This window comes from Mucilaginibacter sp. PAMC 26640, assembly GCA_001596135.1.
Lineage (GTDB): Bacteria > Bacteroidota > Bacteroidia > Sphingobacteriales > Sphingobacteriaceae > Mucilaginibacter.
Genome location: CP014773.1, coordinates 965,216 through 980,953, shown reverse-complemented (window position 1 = coordinate 980,953; position 15,738 = coordinate 965,216). Strand labels below are relative to the sequence as shown.

The window sequence follows — 15,738 nt, the reverse complement described above, 5'->3', positions numbered from 1 at the left end:
ACTATTGGGCGACTACCGCCATGGTTGGCGTTCGTTCGCTCTCATTTTTTAGCCTGTCTATAGCTGTTACAATATAGAAATAGGTTTTCCCCGCGTTTACATTGCTATCCACATAAACCGGCTCTGTATCATATTGAATATGCAGAATATTAGCAGGATTACTCATGTCAAATTTTTCGTTCGCTGTAAACCGGTATACGATATAACCATAAACAGGTTCTCCATCTTTAGCGGGTAACGGTGCCGTCCACTTCAAAACCACGCTCTTGTTTTCGGCTTTGCCGATAAAATTTTGAGGCGCATTCGGTGGGATAGAATCCAGCCAAAGCATGGGCGGCGGAAGTGCAGGGTATTTGTAAAAATTATCCTTCAGCGAATCGGCGAGGTGATTGGCATTGCCTAGCAATGATAAAGAACGGAAATAAACGCTCCCCTGTGCACGCGGGTTGGCACGGATAAGCCGCAGCTGGTTTGGAATTTCGGAGGGGTTTTTAAATGCAGGGCTGCGCTGCTCGTAAAAGCGATAGGGTGCCTGCCCTACATATAAATGGCGGTTGTAAGTATTGTTACTCCACCAGCTCAGCAACTTGTCAAAAGCCGCAGCACGATTGCCAATGTGCCAATACAACTGCGGGTTAATGTAATCTATCCATCCTTCCTGCATCCATTGGCGGGTATCGGCAAAATTTTCAATGTAAGATGAGCCACCATGTGTGTCGGAACCATCGGGGTGCTGGCTTTGGTTGGCCCAGATCCCAAACGGACTGATCCCGAATTTCATGCGGGGTTTGTATTTATGAATACTGTCCCCCATCATTTTTATCAGCGTATCTACATTGCTGCGGCGCCAGTCTTTTATATTATCAAAATCGCCGCCGTATTGCTTATAAGCATCGGCATCGTTTATTACCTGCCCTTTAGCCGGGTAAGGGTAAAAATAATCATCCATATGGATACCATCCACATCGTAATTTTTAACTACATCCAAAATTACCTGCACAATGTACTCACGTACTTCCGGCAACCCGGGGTTAAACAGTTTAATTCCCTCGTAAATAAAAAACCATTCCGGCTTGGTGCGCGTAATATGATCTGGTGCAATAGTGCTGAACTTATTATCGAACGTTGCCCGGTAAGGGTTAAACCAGGCATGCAATTCCATGCCGCGCTTATGTGCTTCTTCGGTAGCGAATTGCAGTGGATCGTAATCGGGCGTTTGGCCCTGCCTGCCGGTTAAATACTTTGACCATGGCTCGCGGCTTTTGGCATAAAAGGCGTCTGCTGCCGGCCGCACCTGGAACATGATCGCATTGATACCGGTTTGCTGGTGCGAGTTTAACTGAGTCACCAGATCCTTTTTCTGCATTTCTGCTGTCGCGCGGGCATTTTGTGGCCAGTCTAAATTAACTACGGTGGCTATCCATACCCCTCTGAATTCGTGCTTAGGTGCCGGTAATAGCGTGTCCTGTGGAACAATGGTTTGCGCTAAGGTAATAGTGGTGATCAGAACAGAAGCAAACAGGGAGAACAAGTATCTATGTAAAGGCATTAAGCAGTCGTTTTAATAAAAGGTGCAAAGATATAAACTCATTACTAAGCCGTTTTATTATTAATCATAATATTTGAGCCCAATTTCTGTTTTAATGTTATTGTGTTTAATTTTAACGCAGGCCTTATATTAGGCGCTTAAACAGATTTTTATACCTTAGTGTAATTTTTACCGCTACATTTATTACATAACGACGAAGAACCATAGCTGAGCAAAGTGATAACTTTGGGTAAGCTGTATTAACTTTAAATTATAAAATATGGAAAAAGAACCCGGACAATCCTCTAAAAAGAATTCGAACGTAATTTATTTTTTAATAGCAGTGGTAGTTGCTTTGTTAGGCACTGACGTATACCTGTATATGCAGAAAAATAAATCGGATACGAAGATAGTTTATCAGAACGATGAAAAAACAAGGCTGCAAACCGAATTAGATAGCCTGGAAGCACAGATAGAGCAGGTTAATGCCGGCCATGCAAAAATGACCACGGAGATGCAGGCCAAGAATGACTCGTTAAAAGTTAAGATAAAAGTATTGAGAAAAGAGCTGGCAAAAGGGAAACTTACTTTTGCAGAGCTTTCAAAAGCACAGGAAGATATAAAGCAATTACGCTACTTTGTTACCAACTACACCGCACAGATAGAGGAGCTTAAAAAAGAGAATACTACGCTTTCTGTAGAACGGGATACCCTGAAAACTAACCTGGCTACGGTCAGCGATAAAGCCGCTACCCTTGAAAAGCAAAATCAGGAGCTGGATAGCAAAGTGAAAGAGGCATCGGCGATAAAAGTAGGAAGCGCTGGTGTGGTGGCCTATAAAATTAAGAACAGCGGTAAGGAAGTTGAAGAGAAAAAAGCAAAAAATGCTCAGAAAATAAAGATCAACTTTACGGTAGCCAGCAATACCGTTGCCGAAAAAGGGCTGCATGATATTTACGTCCGCGTAATTGACCCTACAGGCAATCAGGTTACCGCCACAGACTCGGGCGCATTTACTGCCGACGGCCAGGAAATGCAATACACCTATAAAACTGCTATAGATTTTAAAGATGATGGCAGTGGATATACTATTGATTGGTTGTATTCACCATTCCAAAAAGGCACATACACAGTAGTATTGTATGCCGATGGTTATACAATGGGTAAATCATCGTTCACTTTAAAATAGGTTATATAACGCCATCAGATAAATGGCAGCAAGCAAAAAAGGCGAAACTACTGGTTTCGCCTTTTTTGCTTTAAGTAGTGCTTCCATTACAAATTAAATAATGCATGCCAGATTCTTAATTCATTAAGATCCATTACGCCCGGATCATCGCTTAGTTGATGGTATCAGTAATGGTTACCGTTAAAAGTTATCGTTAGCTTTCTACACGCAGGCCATTAGCTTTTCGAGCTTTAATAATGTGGGTATCGGCACGGCTTAAACCACCAGCAAAGTAAGCCTAGTAGCGTTATAACTGGCATTGTGCTGAAACACACTGGTAATCCAATATAAATAATTAAGCGTCGAGCGTTTCAGTAGGGAAGTTTAAGTAGAAGGTGGTGCCTACGCCAATATTTGTTTCGAACCAAATTTTGCCGTTTGCATTTTCTATAGAGTTTTTAACAAAGGCAAGGCCAAGACCTGTGCCCGAGCTTTTGGTGGTAAAGTTTGGCTCAAATATCTTCTCGCGCATATTCTCGGGTATGCCGTTGCCATTATCTTTGATCGTAAGCAGCACGTTTTTACTGGTAACGAGAAAATTAATATTGATCATGCAGCTTCGCTCCGGCGGTGTGGCTTCAATGGCATTCTTTAGCAGGTTATTAAAGCAACGCAACAATTGGTCTCTATCCGCAGCTACAAAAAATGGCGAAGCAGGGGCGTTCATATCTATAACTACATTATCCATCTGTTTAAATATGGTTACTGCCTGTCCCAGCATATCAAACAGGTTAATACGCTCTATCCGGGTATCGGGCATTTTGGCAAATGCCGAAAATTCAGATGCGATGTTAGAAAGGCTTTCTATCTGTTCTACAAATGATTTACTAAACCGCTCAAATTTCTGATCGAATTTGGGGTCTTTATCCCGCCAGGATTTATCAAGCAACTGCAATCCCAGCTTTAAAGGAGTTAACGGGTTTTTGATCTCATGAGCAACTTGTTTAGCCATCTCGCGCCAGGCCGTTTCCCTTTCGGACTGGGCAAGTTTCTGCGCGCTGTTTTCCAGTGCGGCAATCATATTATTATATTCTTTTACAAGTGCCCCAATCTCATCATCACGCTGCCATATAATAGGCTCATTCTTTTTACCATAAATAGTTTTGCTGAGGTTGTATTGGATGAAATTTAAAGGTGCGGTAATTTGCCTGGCAATAAAAACTGCAAATAAGCCAATAGCGATAAACACTAGCGCATATAAGTTGATCATAATGTTTAATAATGATCCTATACGCTCGTTGTAATCGGCCGCATTAGCAAAATATGGCAATTGCAGGTAGGCGATAATTTCATGTTTATCGTTCCGGAGCGGAGCATAGGCCGCTTTGTAGGCCAGGCCACCTATCCGTTCTGCATTAACAAATTCGGATTTTTGCTTGTCTTTTAAAGCGATAAAGGCTCTGCCGTTCATTCGCGGAGCAAGCAATCCCGATTCATATATCTTAGGCTGGGTGGAAATTAACGGAATCCCTTGTAGGTCGTAAAGGGTTATATCCGCCGAATAGTTCTCTGCTATTTTATCGAAAGTAAGCCGGCCTTCCTCGGTAATGCCATGCGTATATTGGTTGATTGGCCCACGTTCTAAAATACCGGTGATATGGGTTATCTTGGTCCGGATGGTTCGGTCTTGCTGAGCCTGGTATTGCGTGCTGATAGATACAAATGTTATCACACCAACTAGTATAAGCGTTATCACTACCGCAAATATCATAGAGAACTGTATGCGGGTTTTATAAAGTATTTTATCAAAGTTGAGATTGATACTCCAGTTGATGCGGTTATTATTAATGTTGAAGATTTTAATTTTGATCCAAAGCAAGCGAACCAGTAAAATAACCGCTGCAAAGGCGAGGAACACTACAAAAAAGAAGGTTAATGCGGTGACAATAGCAGATACAGAATTAATTTCGCGCGTAACTACGATGAGGTTACGGTTACTTGGCCGGTAAAGTAAATGACTATACTTGGTAAAACTGTCAAACAAGCCCGGGCGGGTGCCGCTGTTAACGTATCTGGTGTATTTTTTTACCGGGCTGTTAAACTCATTGTTGAACACGCTATACACATAATTGCCGCTTTGGCCTATCAGCTTACCATCGGTATAAAAGGCATATGAATAGTCCTTATATTCATTTTCCGGTTTAATACTCTTATCTATCAGTAATTCGGGGAAAGTGCCGTCAGTAAAGAATGGCCGTGCCTTTAGTTCAATAACGATAGTGCCCAGCGTTGTGCCGTTATCTATCACCGGTAATATGGCAAAATAGCTCTGGAAGCCGAATGACTCATTCTCGCGGTAAAAATAACGCGATACCTGGAACGAGCTGTACAGCACCATGTCTTTAAATACACTAAGTGTGTAGCTGGTGTCGGCAGATATTGGTTTGTCCTGCGCATCAAACTCATGCACTTTGAACTCATATTTAGATAAATATCTGTCAAAAAACTGTTTCTGCAGGCGGGTTGTAAGGTAATGGTCGGTATATTGGCGGGTTTTAAAATACGCTACAAGCGTAGGGGCCGTTATTATTTTCTGCTCTATTGATTTGAATATGGTATCGGCCGTTGCATCGTCAGGTACTTCCAGGCGTTGTATAAATGCCTTGCGGGTTTGCTCTTCTTTAAATCGCTCAAATTGGTTGAGCTTGATTGAAGATATAATTGCGCAGACTAATATAATGGCGATGAAAGATGTTGAGGTGAGTCTGCGATCCTTGTATAAATAACAGTAGCCCCGTATAAATACCAGGCCTCCCCAAAATATATAAAAAAATGTAAAATTATGCAGCCAGTAGGTTAAGCCAGTAGCGAGCAACATACCTATGGCAAATACATAAGCCTGGGTACGCAAGCGGATGTTTAAGCTGAAACAAATGGTTAAAAATATTTCGGTAAGTAATACAAATGCTGAAAAACTAAAGCAAAGCATTAACACGCCGATCATGCTGTATCCTGTAAGATTCAATACGTTATTTACATCAAAGCTGATCTTTGAATTAACTACTAAACCAAAAAATAATTTGAGGAAGGAAACGGAAGTGACCAGGAGTGTTATGACACAGAATGTTAATATACCATAACTTTGCAGCTTACTTGGTGGAGTTTTAATTAATTTGTTACGCAGTGAATAGCAGTAACTTACAAACCAAAATATAGCGAGTATATTAATGCAAAAATCGCCTAGCGACGGATAAACATAGCTGGATCCATACAACTGGGGATTAAACAAATTGAGTGGTTGCGCAACAGATGGCCAGCCATAGTGAAGGTTTAAAAATCGTAACCCAACGATAAAAAGAGCCAGCGCTAATATAGAAAGATACACCATTCCCTTATTGGCAAGGTAAGTGATCATGGCATGCACCAGCACAAAAAGACTGCCCAGGGCCAGCAGCCAAATACCCAATTCAAAATAAAAAAACCGGTTGTTAACGCCGTTGCCAATTAGCTTTACCGAAAAAAGGTATACGCCGTTAATATCATGAATTGCAAAAATGCCCTTATCAGTAAAATCAGCGATATCAATATTGCGATCGCCGGTTAAATCTGAAGAAAATATGTTTTGCAGGTATTTATTTTGAAACTCGTAGTCGCTTTTTACCGGTATGAAAAACACCGCGGAGAAATCTCCGTCGCTGCGTTTAATTACTTCGTAATAGCCGTTGGCTGCCTTGATGAACGAGCAGCCATCTTTAAATTTTTCCAGATTATTGGGGATAACTTTTGCGCCGCTCCAAAAGCTCACCTGCCCACGTTTTAAGGTGACTAACCAAATACTTTTTTCAAGTGTATTTTTGTTTAAAAAATTAATTGCGGCCCCGTGATTATCAGCTAAGCCTTTAATTTGTTTAAAAGTAGCCGCATCGTTAAGCAAACCATAAATGTAGCTTTCCTTACGATTAAGCCTGTCTTCGAGTTTACGCGCCGTTTGCGACAAATTATTTTCAGGAGAATACGTCTTCTCAACAATAACTGCTGTAATCAATAGGCTGACGAATAGAAGGGCCAGCAAAGCACGTATTTTTCCTGCGGTAGTCAAGGGGGTTATAATACTAGTCAATCATCATACAAACAGTAAAGCCATCTGTTTGAGATGGCTTTAAACTAATTACAGCATTGCGGCCGCCGTGGGCACATTCTTATCTACTTTTTTAACCAGGCCTTGCAGCACTTTACCCGGGCCAACTTCCGTAAAAGAGGTTGCACCGTCGCGCAGCATTTGCTCAACCGTTTGTGTCCACCGTACGGGGCCCGTGAGTTGCGCTATCAGGTTTTTCTTGATGTCTTCCACATCGGTATGCGGTTTGGCATCTATATTTTGATATACCGGGCAGGCAGGTACATTGAATTCGGTTTTTATGATGGCATCCTGCAGCTCAACGCGCGCTGCTTCCATCAGTGGTGAGTGGAACGCGCCGCCAACATTTAATTTAAGTGCACGTTTAGCGCCTGCTGCCAGCATTTTTTCGCATGCGGCGTCAATACCGGCAATACTACCAGATATAACCAATTGCCCGGGGCAATTATAGTTTGCGGGGACTACCACGTCGCTCACCTGGTGGCAGATATCCTCAACCGTAAAATCATCCAGTGCTAAAATAGCAGCCATTGTACCCGGCTGTATTTCGCAGGCTTTTTGCATAGCATTAGCGCGGGCAGCAACTAAACGTAAGCCATCTTCAAAAGATAAGGCCCCTGTTGCCACTAACGATGAAAATTCACCCAATGAATGCCCGGCAACCATCTCCGGCTCAAAACCGGTCATGACTTTGGCCATAATCACCGAATGCAGAAAAATTGCGGGCTGGGTTACATTCGTTTGTTTAAGGTCTTCTTCGGTACCTTCAAACATAATATCTGTAATACGGAAGCCTAAAATATCATTTGCTTTTTCAAACAGTTCTTTAGCTTGCTCGCTTTGTTCGTAAAGGTCTTTACCCATGCCCGGGAACTGGGCGCCCTGTCCAGGGAAAATATATGCTTTCATGTACCGTCTCCCTCTGAAGGGTAATTTTTAATGGTTATAATTATAATTTTTGCTTTCTACTCCCTGTTACTGCCCATCATACCTTATGCGGCAACGGCGGCTCTAGCTTAATTTAGCGCTGATCAAATTTAAGAATTCAGTCCTTGTTTTCTCTTTCAGGAATTCACCTGTAAAAGCAGAAGTGGTGGTGACCGAATTTTGCTTTTGTACGCCACGCATACTCATGCACAAATGCCTGCATTCAATAACTACGCCAACACCTATCGGGTTAAGCGTTTCCTGGATGCAATCGCGGATTTCATTGGTTAAACGTTCTTGCACCTGTAAACGGCGAGCAAACACGTCAACTATCCGCGGTATCTTGCTTAAACCTACCACATAGCCATTCGGGATGTATGCCACATGAGCCTTGCCAAAAAATGGCAGCATATGGTGCTCGCACATGGAATACACCTCAATGTCTTTTACAATGACCATTTGGCTGTAATCCTCCTTGAACATAGCCGAGTTGAGGATCTCTTTGGCGTTTAAATCGTATCCATGCGTAAGATACAGCATAGCTTTGGCCATCCGCTCCGGCGTTTTCAGCAAGCCTTCCCGTTCCGGGTTTTCGCCAATTTGCTTTAAAACTTCGTGGTAGTTACCGGATAGGTTTTTTATCAGCTCCGGATTATACCTGTCTATCTTTTGATAGCCGTTTATACCCTCATCCCTGTCGGGTATGTTGTTGTCGATATCCATTTTTATGAATTAACCGCCAAAGTACTCGGCAGAATTATTTTCGGTTTCGAATAATCTTACCGAGTGCAGAAATACACCCGGGTAGGCTTCAATCGGCTCCTTCAGCTGGTTGAAAATTTCAATCGTGAGCAGTTCGGTCGAGGCCATTTTTCCGGCCATAAACGGCACATCAAGATTAATGTTCTTATGATCCAGCTTTTCTATCACATATTCGTTAATGATTACCTTCAGGTCTTTCAAATCCATCAGGTAGCCGGTAGCATGGGTAACCTCGCCTTTAACTGTTACAAACAAGTTGTAATTATGCCCGTGCCAGTTTGGATTGGCGCATTTACCAAATACTTCCTGGTTTTTTTCTGCGCTCCATTCCTCGCGGTACATCCGGTGTGCGGCGTTAAAATGTTCCTTGCGCGTTATATGTATCATCATAGCAATTAATGGTGCAAATATACAAAACAAAAATAGGCGAGTTGTTTTAACTTAGCCCTCAAAATACGGGTAATAATGAAAGTTTTATTTGTGGCCGCTACTGGAATGGAAGTGGGCGGCTTTATTATGGACTACGGCTTTCGCATTCTGGATGCTGAAAAAAAGAGTGTGTTTGTTACGCCAAGGTCGCAGCAGGGCACCAGTCACTCTTTACTGATTACGGGCGTAGGTATGGTGGCAACCGCTTTTGCCCTGGGCAAAGAATTGGCGCTTAATCAATACGATTTGGTTGTTAATTTGGGCATAGCAGGCAGTTTTGACAGGTCGATAGCGCTTGGAGAAGTGGTGGAAGTGGTTTATGATACATTATCTGAATTGGGTGCCGAGGATGCGGATGCCTTTTTGCCCATCAGCTTAATGGGGCTGGGCGAAAGCGCCTTCAAAGCTTCGGAAACCATAGCTAATATTTTTGGTGGGTCTAAATCGGCTGCACTTTACAAAACGCTTAAGCAAACTAAATCCATAACGGTAAATACCGTACATGGCGATGAAGAATCTATAGAGCGGGTGATCAAACGCCTTAACCCGCAAATTGAAAGCATGGAAGGTGCAGCGTTCTTTTATGCCTGCAGCCAGGCCGGCGTGCCTTGCATACAGATCAGGGCTGTGTCAAATTATGTGGAAAGGCGTAACCGTGATAACTGGCAGATAGGGCTTGCTGTAAAAAATCTGGATAGATTTGCGGTGGATTTGCTGAAGCAGCTGGAGTCGCTTTAACAGGCCTGGTCAATTGCCTAATGATTAGGCGCCGTTGGCAATCAATTTCAAACATGATGAAACTAACTATCGGATTTTCTCCCTGCCCTAATGATACCTTTATTTTCGATGCCTTGATCCATCATAAAATAGATACCGAGGGGCTGGACTTTGAGGTGTTTTATGATGATGTTGAAACGCTGAATCAAAAGGCATTTCGCGGCGAACTGGATATTACAAAACTCAGCTATCATGCTTTTGCCTATGCGGCTGATAAATACATCCTGTTGGATGCAGGCAGCGCCTTAGGCTTTGGTGTTGGGCCACTTTTAATTACCCGGCAAGCCGATGTATCGGCACTTAAAGCAAATCTCTCACATCTTAAGATCGGCATTCCGGGCAAGTATACTACTGCTAACTTTTTGCTGAGCCTTGCTTTTCCGGATGCGACCGATAAACAGGAGCTTGTTTTCTCGGATATTGAGAACGCTGTATTAGATGGCCGGGTTGATATTGGCCTTATTATCCATGAAAACCGGTTTACCTATCAGGATAAAGGGTTGCACAAAATAATAGACCTGGGTGATTATTGGGAAAAACGAACCGGCTGCGCGATACCGTTGGGCGGCATAGTAGCTAACCGAAGCTTACCCCAGGATGTTCAGCATAAAGTAAACCGGGTTTTGCAGCTTTCGGTAGAATTTGCGTTTGCAAACCCTAAATCAGGGTTAGAGTACATCCGGTCTCATGCGCAGGAAATGAGCGAAGAGGTGATGTACAAACATATCGACCTATACGTTAACCAATTTTCTGTGGATTTAGGAATTGAAGGAAAAAAAGCCGTAAAACTGCTTTTTGATACGGCGCTGGAGAAAGGCATTATCCCGGCGATAAGCGAGAATTTGTTTCTTAATCCGCCGTTAGCATAAACAAGAACGCCGGGTGTTGCCCGGCGTTCTTGTTTATATATCATGTATACCTACATGGCTTTCTCGGCCAACAGGTCATCTGTTAGCTTTTCAAACTCGCTGATGAATTCGGTATAGTGGTCGCCGGTTCCCGGTCCGCTAAAGCCGGTGTGGATCTTACGTACATCCCCGCTTTTATCAATAATAATAGTAGTCGGGAAGCCCACTACCTTGGTCAGCATTGGTAAGCTCTTCGCTGTCTCATTTTTGTTGCTGGTATAGCCGGTTATCAACAGTGGGTAAGGCACATTAAAACGATTACTAATCTGAGCGACCGTTTTTTGTGATTTAGCAAAATCTGTCGTACGCTCGTAGGCCAGCCCAATTACTTCTACGCCCTTTTTATGGTATTTTTTGTAATAGTTTACCATATACGCTGTTTCGTCCATACAGTTGGGGCACCACGAACCCATGATCTGTACAATGACCACCTTATTTTTAAACCTTGCATCATCCAGCGATACCGGCTGGCCGGTAACATCTTTAAAGCTAAAAGCAAGTTTCTTAAAACCCGGTTTTAAGGCCGATAGCGAATAAGCATCGGGTAACTTCGCGTTCTCATCCCGCACTGCGGTCCAAACATCCTTACCTGTCGCCCCCGAAAAAAACTTGCCTTCTGTTAATGTTTTATCGTCACTGATTTTTGCGGTAAATAAAAAAGAGTGGCCGCCATCAAAACAGCTTAAATATAATTGATCTCCGGCTACAGTCCCCTCCAGAAAGCGATAGTCTCCTGTGGTGGTTAAAAATGTGCCGGTTACCCTTGCACCGGTTTGTTTCAATTCACCAACTGTGGTATCACGCCCGTCGCCTTCGCCAAATATAGCCGACCAGCGACCGCTTACGTTGTGTTTGGGTTTTTCAGCATCTTTAAAAAAGCGATAGGGAGTGGCTGCGGTTGCAGTAAATTCAATCGCCGCATCGCGCACTCCCAAATGCTTAATAAAGTTGCCTGTTAAAGTAGTGCCCACCTGCTTTAGGCGGAATTCAGAATCGAACAAGGGCATTTTAATAAATACCGAGTCGCCCTGCCCGGTTACGTTTGTAACCTGCAAGTGTTCGCTGCTATTCAATATGGAAAGCGATTGCCGGCCTTTGCCTCTAACTTCAAAATTAAACGGGATGTCATTTCCGGATGAGGTTTTTAGTGCGCCGCGCCAAATGCCAGTTGCCAGTTTAGTTTGTGCCGAACTTATATGGGTCAGCGCAATAAAAAGTGATGCGCCGAATGCGATTTTTTTGATCATAAAAAATAGTCTACTAGTTCTATATACTTTGTCAAAAGTAATAAAAGCGAGCCACTATTTCAAAACTTCACGGGAAATGACAATCCGTTGAATTTCGGAAGTGCCTTCGTAGATCTGCGTGATCTTGGCATCGCGCATCAACCGCTCTACATGGTACTCTTTCACAAAACCGTAACCACCGTGAATTTGTACCGCCTCTACAGTAGTCCGCATCGCTGTTTCCGATGCAAATAGTTTAGCCATCGATGCGGCCTGCGCGTAGGGCAATTTATTGTCTTTTAACCATGCAGCCCGGTAGCAAAGCAGGCGGGCCGCTTCAATCTCCGTAGCCATATCAGCCAACTTAAACTGGATGTTCTGCAAATCGCCCAGTGTTTTGCCAAAGGCTTTACGTTCTTTAGCATATTGTACCGACAGTTCGTACGCGCCTGCGGCAATCCCCAAAGCTTGCGATGCGATCCCAATTCTGCCGCCCTCAAGTGTGGCCATGGCAAACTTAAACCCAAAACCCTCCTCACCAATGCGGTTTTTTTTTGGCACTTTTACATCGGTGAACATCAGCGAATGCGTATCTGAGCCACGGATGCCAAGCTTATTTTCTTTAGCGCCCACGGTAAATCCATCCATACCTTTTTCTATGATGAGTGCATTAATACCGCGGTGCTTCTTTTCAGCATCGGTTTGGGCCATTACAATGTAGGTAGATGCGGTGCTTCCGTTAGTGATCCAGTTTTTGGTACCGTTCAACAGATAGTGGTCGCCCATATCTATGGCGGTAGTGCGCTGTGAGGTTGCATCGCTTCCGGCTTCTGGTTCGCTTAGGCAAAATGCACCAATTACCTGCCCTTGTGCCAGTGGTACCAGGTATTTTTGTTTTTGTTCTTCGCTGCCGTATTTTTCCAATCCGTAGCAAACCAGTGAATTGTTTACCGATACCACCACAGAGGCGGATGCGTCAACTTTTGATAATTCTTCCATCACTATCGCGTAGGAAATTGCATCCATGCCACTGCCCCCATAATCGGGGGATACCATCATCCCCATAAAGCCTAGCTCACCCAACTTTTTAATTTGTTCAGCCGGAAACTTCTGGTGCTCGTCACGTTCAATTACGCCAGGTTTAAGTTCGTGTTGAGCAAAATCCCGTGCTGCCTGCCGAATCATTAAATGTTCTTCTGTAAGTTCAAAATGCATGGTTATAATCAAAAAGATAAATGTAAAATATTATGCACGCATAGCAAAATTATAGGCACAAAAAAAGAGAGCTTATTGCGAAGCTCCCTTTTCCCCTAATTAATTTAAACTATTGATTAAACCCAAAAAAAAGAACAATTCATCTCAACTTGGGCTACTGAGAATTCAAGGTAAGCCTGAACACCTGTTAAAACGTTTTTACATAGGTAGATGAATTTATGTTTTCAAAGATGTATGCAAGGCTGTTATCAATTTAACAAAAGTAAAGCCATATTTGAAACGGAAGACTTACAATTTAGGGAGTGCTGACGGATACAAATACGCTGGGCAGCTAATTAATTCTATAATAATTACGTTAGATACTGACGATGAGGTGATTATGGCTTCATGTTCGGGCAGGTATTTTAAATTTAACATGGCAGGCCTATGGCGGGATAGGTTTTTTTGTCTAAATTAAATTCAAATCTTTTTCGTTAGATAATAATTAAAAGCACACATTTACAAATTAACTTTACCCTGTAGGTAAATGCAGAATAATTATTCTGTTTTTTAATACAGCGCATGTATTTTATAAAAGACACATCTAAAATATGATCAATAAAGTAAACAAGTACGCTATGGCGGTATTTTCCGGCATCGCCTTATTTACATCGGCCTGTAATACCGGTGCTGATGCAGACAAGTCAAAAATTTATGCGGAGAATGATCCATTAGTAAAAAACATGGATAAATCTGCCAGGCCCGGCGATGATTTTTTCCAGTATGCTAATGGTACCTGGCTAAAAAATAACCCGATCCCGGGGGCTTACTCTTCATGGGGTATCGGGAACCTGGTACAGGAAGATCTGCGCAATAAGCTGAAAAAGATTAATGAAGATGCCTTAAAAGAGAATGCCGATAAAGGCACCAATGCGCAGAAGATTGGCGACTTTTATTTCAGCGGAATGGATACCGTTAATATTGAAAAACAGGGCATCGCCGCGGTAAACCCCCAAATGGCAAAAATAGATGCCATAAAAGATACTAAGGGCCTGGTGGATGCTTTTGCTTATTTTGAAACGATAGGCGTATCTACACCCATTGGCGCATACGCAGGGCAGGACGACCGTAACAGCGATAAAATTGTGCTGCAACTGTCTCAATCAGGCCTCGGCTTACCCAACCGCGATTACTATTTTAATACCGATAAACAATCCGTAGCCGTTAGGACAGATTATCAGCAAAAGCACTTGCCCACTTTATTTAAATTGCTGGGTTTTGCACCGGATGCTGCCACAGCAGCCAGTAATAAAACATATGCGATAGAAAAATTTCTGGCAGATAGCTCCCGCAAACTGGAAGACCTGCGCGATCCGTATCATAACTACAACAAAATGCCCTTGGCTGGCTTAACCAAGCTTGCACCGGGCATTAATTGGGTAACCACGTTTAATGAAATGGATTATAAGAATGTTGATACCGTAATTGTTGGTCAGCCGGAATATTACCGGGCGGTTAACAAGGCACTGACAGCCTTTAGTATTGATGACTGGAAAAATTATTTGAAGAAAAACCTGGCCGATGATTACGGTTCATACCTTAGTAAATCATTCGATCTGGAAAATTTCAGGTTTTATGGAACAGTAGTATCCGGCAGGAAAGAACAGCTGCCGCGGTGGAAACGTGTACTGGATACCGAGAGCAGCCTGATGGGTGAAGTTTTAGGGCAGATCTTTGTGAAAGATTACTTCCCCGAGGAAACCAAGAAAAGGTATGTGGATATGGTAGAGGCCGTGCGTACCTCCTTTAAAGAACATATTGATAAGCTGGACTGGATGAGCCCGGAAACCAAAAAACGTGCTTACGATAAACTGGCTAAAGTAAACCCTAAAGTTGGCTACCCGGATCATTGGAAAGATTATTCGGATCTGGAGATCAACCGTGATTCTTACGTACAGAATGTTTCCCGGGGCATCAATTTCCGCCATAAATTTAATGCAGCCAAATTGGGCAAACCGGTTGACCGTACCGAGTGGAACATGACCCCGCAAACCTATAACGCGTACTACAACCCGTCAAACAACGAGATTGTATTACCCGCTGCTATATTTATGGTACCTGGTGTGCGCGATGAAAATATTGATGACGCTATTGTTTACGGCTATGGGGCAGCATCAACCATCGGCCACGAAATTACCCACGGCTTTGACGACCAGGGCCGCCAGTACGACGAAAAAGGAAACCTGAAGGCCTGGTGGACCAAGCAGGATTCGGCCAAGTTTACGCAAAGGGCACAAATGCTGGTAAACCAGTTTAACGGCTACAAAATAGGAGATCAGCATGTTAATGGTAAAGCTACTCAGGGCGAGAACATAGCCGACCTCGGTGGAATTGTTATTGGCCTGGATGCATTCAAAAAGACCAGGCAGTACAAAGAAGGCAAAAAGATCAACGGCCTTACGCCTGTACAACGCTATTTTATGGGCTATGCCCTGGGATGGCTGGGCCATGACAGGCAAGAATCTTTAGCTAACCAGTTGCTTACCGATGTACACTCACCGGGTTTTATGCGGGTTAACGGTCCGTTTACGGATGTGCCTGAATTTTATGAAGCATTTGGTATTAAAAAAGGCGACAAAATGTGGCTTGATCCGGATAAGCGGGTAAAGATTTGGTAGGCT

The 15,738-nt window shown here is 43.2% G+C and carries 11 protein-coding genes; 4 read left to right on the top strand and 7 right to left on the bottom strand.

Going from position 1 to position 15,738, the window contains the following annotated elements:
* Nucleotide 1 precedes the first annotated feature (1 nt).
* The gene (locus A0256_04280) at nucleotides 2-1,549 is read right to left on the bottom strand and encodes a glycoside hydrolase (protein ID AMR30693.1); all 1,548 of its coding nucleotides are present in this window, start codon (nucleotides 1,547-1,549) and stop codon (nucleotides 2-4) included.
* 259 nt (nucleotides 1,550-1,808) lie between these two features.
* On the opposite strand from A0256_04280, the gene A0256_04275 reads away from it, so the two are divergent.
* The gene (locus A0256_04275) at nucleotides 1,809-2,717 is read left to right on the top strand and encodes a hypothetical protein (GenBank protein ID AMR30692.1); all 909 of its coding nucleotides are present in this window, start codon (nucleotides 1,809-1,811) and stop codon (nucleotides 2,715-2,717) included.
* Between the two features lie 334 nt (nucleotides 2,718-3,051).
* Here A0256_04275 and A0256_04270 read toward each other — a convergent pair whose 3' ends face one another.
* The 4 genes from A0256_04270 to A0256_04255 form a co-directional block, all read right to left on the bottom strand.
* Complete coding sequence (locus tag A0256_04270) at nucleotides 3,052-6,741, bottom strand: hypothetical protein (protein AMR30691.1); 3,690 nt, start codon at nucleotides 6,739-6,741, stop codon at nucleotides 3,052-3,054.
* 123 nt (nucleotides 6,742-6,864) lie between these two features.
* On the bottom strand, nucleotides 6,865-7,743 hold the full coding sequence (locus A0256_04265) for a malonyl CoA-acyl carrier protein transacylase (GenBank protein ID AMR30690.1): 879 nt from the start codon (nucleotides 7,741-7,743) through the stop codon (nucleotides 6,865-6,867).
* Nucleotides 7,744-7,845: 102 nt separating this feature from the next.
* A complete protein-coding gene (locus A0256_04260) occupies nucleotides 7,846-8,484 on the bottom strand; it encodes a GTP cyclohydrolase I (protein AMR30689.1) in 639 nt (212 codons plus the stop codon).
* Nucleotides 8,485-8,493: 9 nt separating this feature from the next.
* A complete protein-coding gene (locus tag A0256_04255) occupies nucleotides 8,494-8,910 on the bottom strand; it encodes a 6-pyruvoyl tetrahydrobiopterin synthase (protein ID AMR30688.1) in 417 nt (138 codons plus the stop codon).
* 78 nt (nucleotides 8,911-8,988) lie between these two features.
* Here A0256_04255 and A0256_04250 point away from each other — a divergent pair, with 78 nt between their 5' ends.
* Nucleotides 8,989-9,690, top strand: coding sequence for a hypothetical protein (locus A0256_04250; GenBank protein ID AMR30687.1), 702 nt, complete (start codon nucleotides 8,989-8,991; stop codon nucleotides 9,688-9,690).
* A gap of 56 nt (nucleotides 9,691-9,746) precedes the next feature.
* The gene (locus tag A0256_04245) at nucleotides 9,747-10,598 is read left to right on the top strand and encodes a 1,4-dihydroxy-6-naphthoate synthase (protein AMR34423.1); all 852 of its coding nucleotides are present in this window, start codon (nucleotides 9,747-9,749) and stop codon (nucleotides 10,596-10,598) included.
* A 50-nt stretch (nucleotides 10,599-10,648) separates the two neighbouring features.
* Here A0256_04245 and A0256_04240 read toward each other — a convergent pair whose 3' ends face one another.
* Nucleotides 10,649-11,884 (bottom strand): redoxin, encoded by a 1,236-nt coding sequence (locus tag A0256_04240; protein AMR30686.1) that lies wholly within the window; start codon nucleotides 11,882-11,884, stop codon nucleotides 10,649-10,651.
* Nucleotides 11,885-11,938: 54 nt separating this feature from the next.
* Nucleotides 11,939-13,078, bottom strand: coding sequence for an acyl-CoA dehydrogenase (locus tag A0256_04235; protein AMR30685.1), 1,140 nt, complete (start codon nucleotides 13,076-13,078; stop codon nucleotides 11,939-11,941).
* A 590-nt stretch (nucleotides 13,079-13,668) separates the two neighbouring features.
* Here A0256_04235 and A0256_04230 point away from each other — a divergent pair.
* Nucleotides 13,669-15,735 (top strand): metalloendopeptidase, encoded by a 2,067-nt coding sequence (locus A0256_04230; protein AMR30684.1) that lies wholly within the window; start codon nucleotides 13,669-13,671, stop codon nucleotides 15,733-15,735.
* Nucleotides 15,736-15,738 lie beyond the last annotated feature (3 nt).

Bases quoted from the DNA above. Each gene is read 5' to 3' on its own strand.
- A0256_04280 (AMR30693.1), bottom strand. From the start codon at position 1,549: ATGCCTTTACATAGATACTTGTTCTCCCTGTTTGCTTCTGTTCTGATC.
- A0256_04275 (AMR30692.1), top strand. From the start codon at position 1,809: ATGGAAAAAGAACCCGGACAATCCTCTAAAAAGAATTCGAACGTAATT.
- A0256_04265 (AMR30690.1), bottom strand. From the start codon at position 7,743: ATGAAAGCATATATTTTCCCTGGACAGGGCGCCCAGTTCCCGGGCATG.
- A0256_04260 (AMR30689.1), bottom strand. From the start codon at position 8,484: ATGGATATCGACAACAACATACCCGACAGGGATGAGGGTATAAACGGC.
- A0256_04255 (AMR30688.1), bottom strand. From the start codon at position 8,910: ATGATACATATAACGCGCAAGGAACATTTTAACGCCGCACACCGGATG.
- A0256_04250 (AMR30687.1), top strand. From the start codon at position 8,989: ATGAAAGTTTTATTTGTGGCCGCTACTGGAATGGAAGTGGGCGGCTTT.
- A0256_04245 (AMR34423.1), top strand. From the start codon at position 9,747: ATGAAACTAACTATCGGATTTTCTCCCTGCCCTAATGATACCTTTATT.
- A0256_04240 (AMR30686.1), bottom strand. From the start codon at position 11,884: ATGATCAAAAAAATCGCATTCGGCGCATCACTTTTTATTGCGCTGACC.
- A0256_04235 (AMR30685.1), bottom strand. From the start codon at position 13,078: ATGCATTTTGAACTTACAGAAGAACATTTAATGATTCGGCAGGCAGCA.
- A0256_04230 (AMR30684.1), top strand. From the start codon at position 13,669: ATGATCAATAAAGTAAACAAGTACGCTATGGCGGTATTTTCCGGCATC.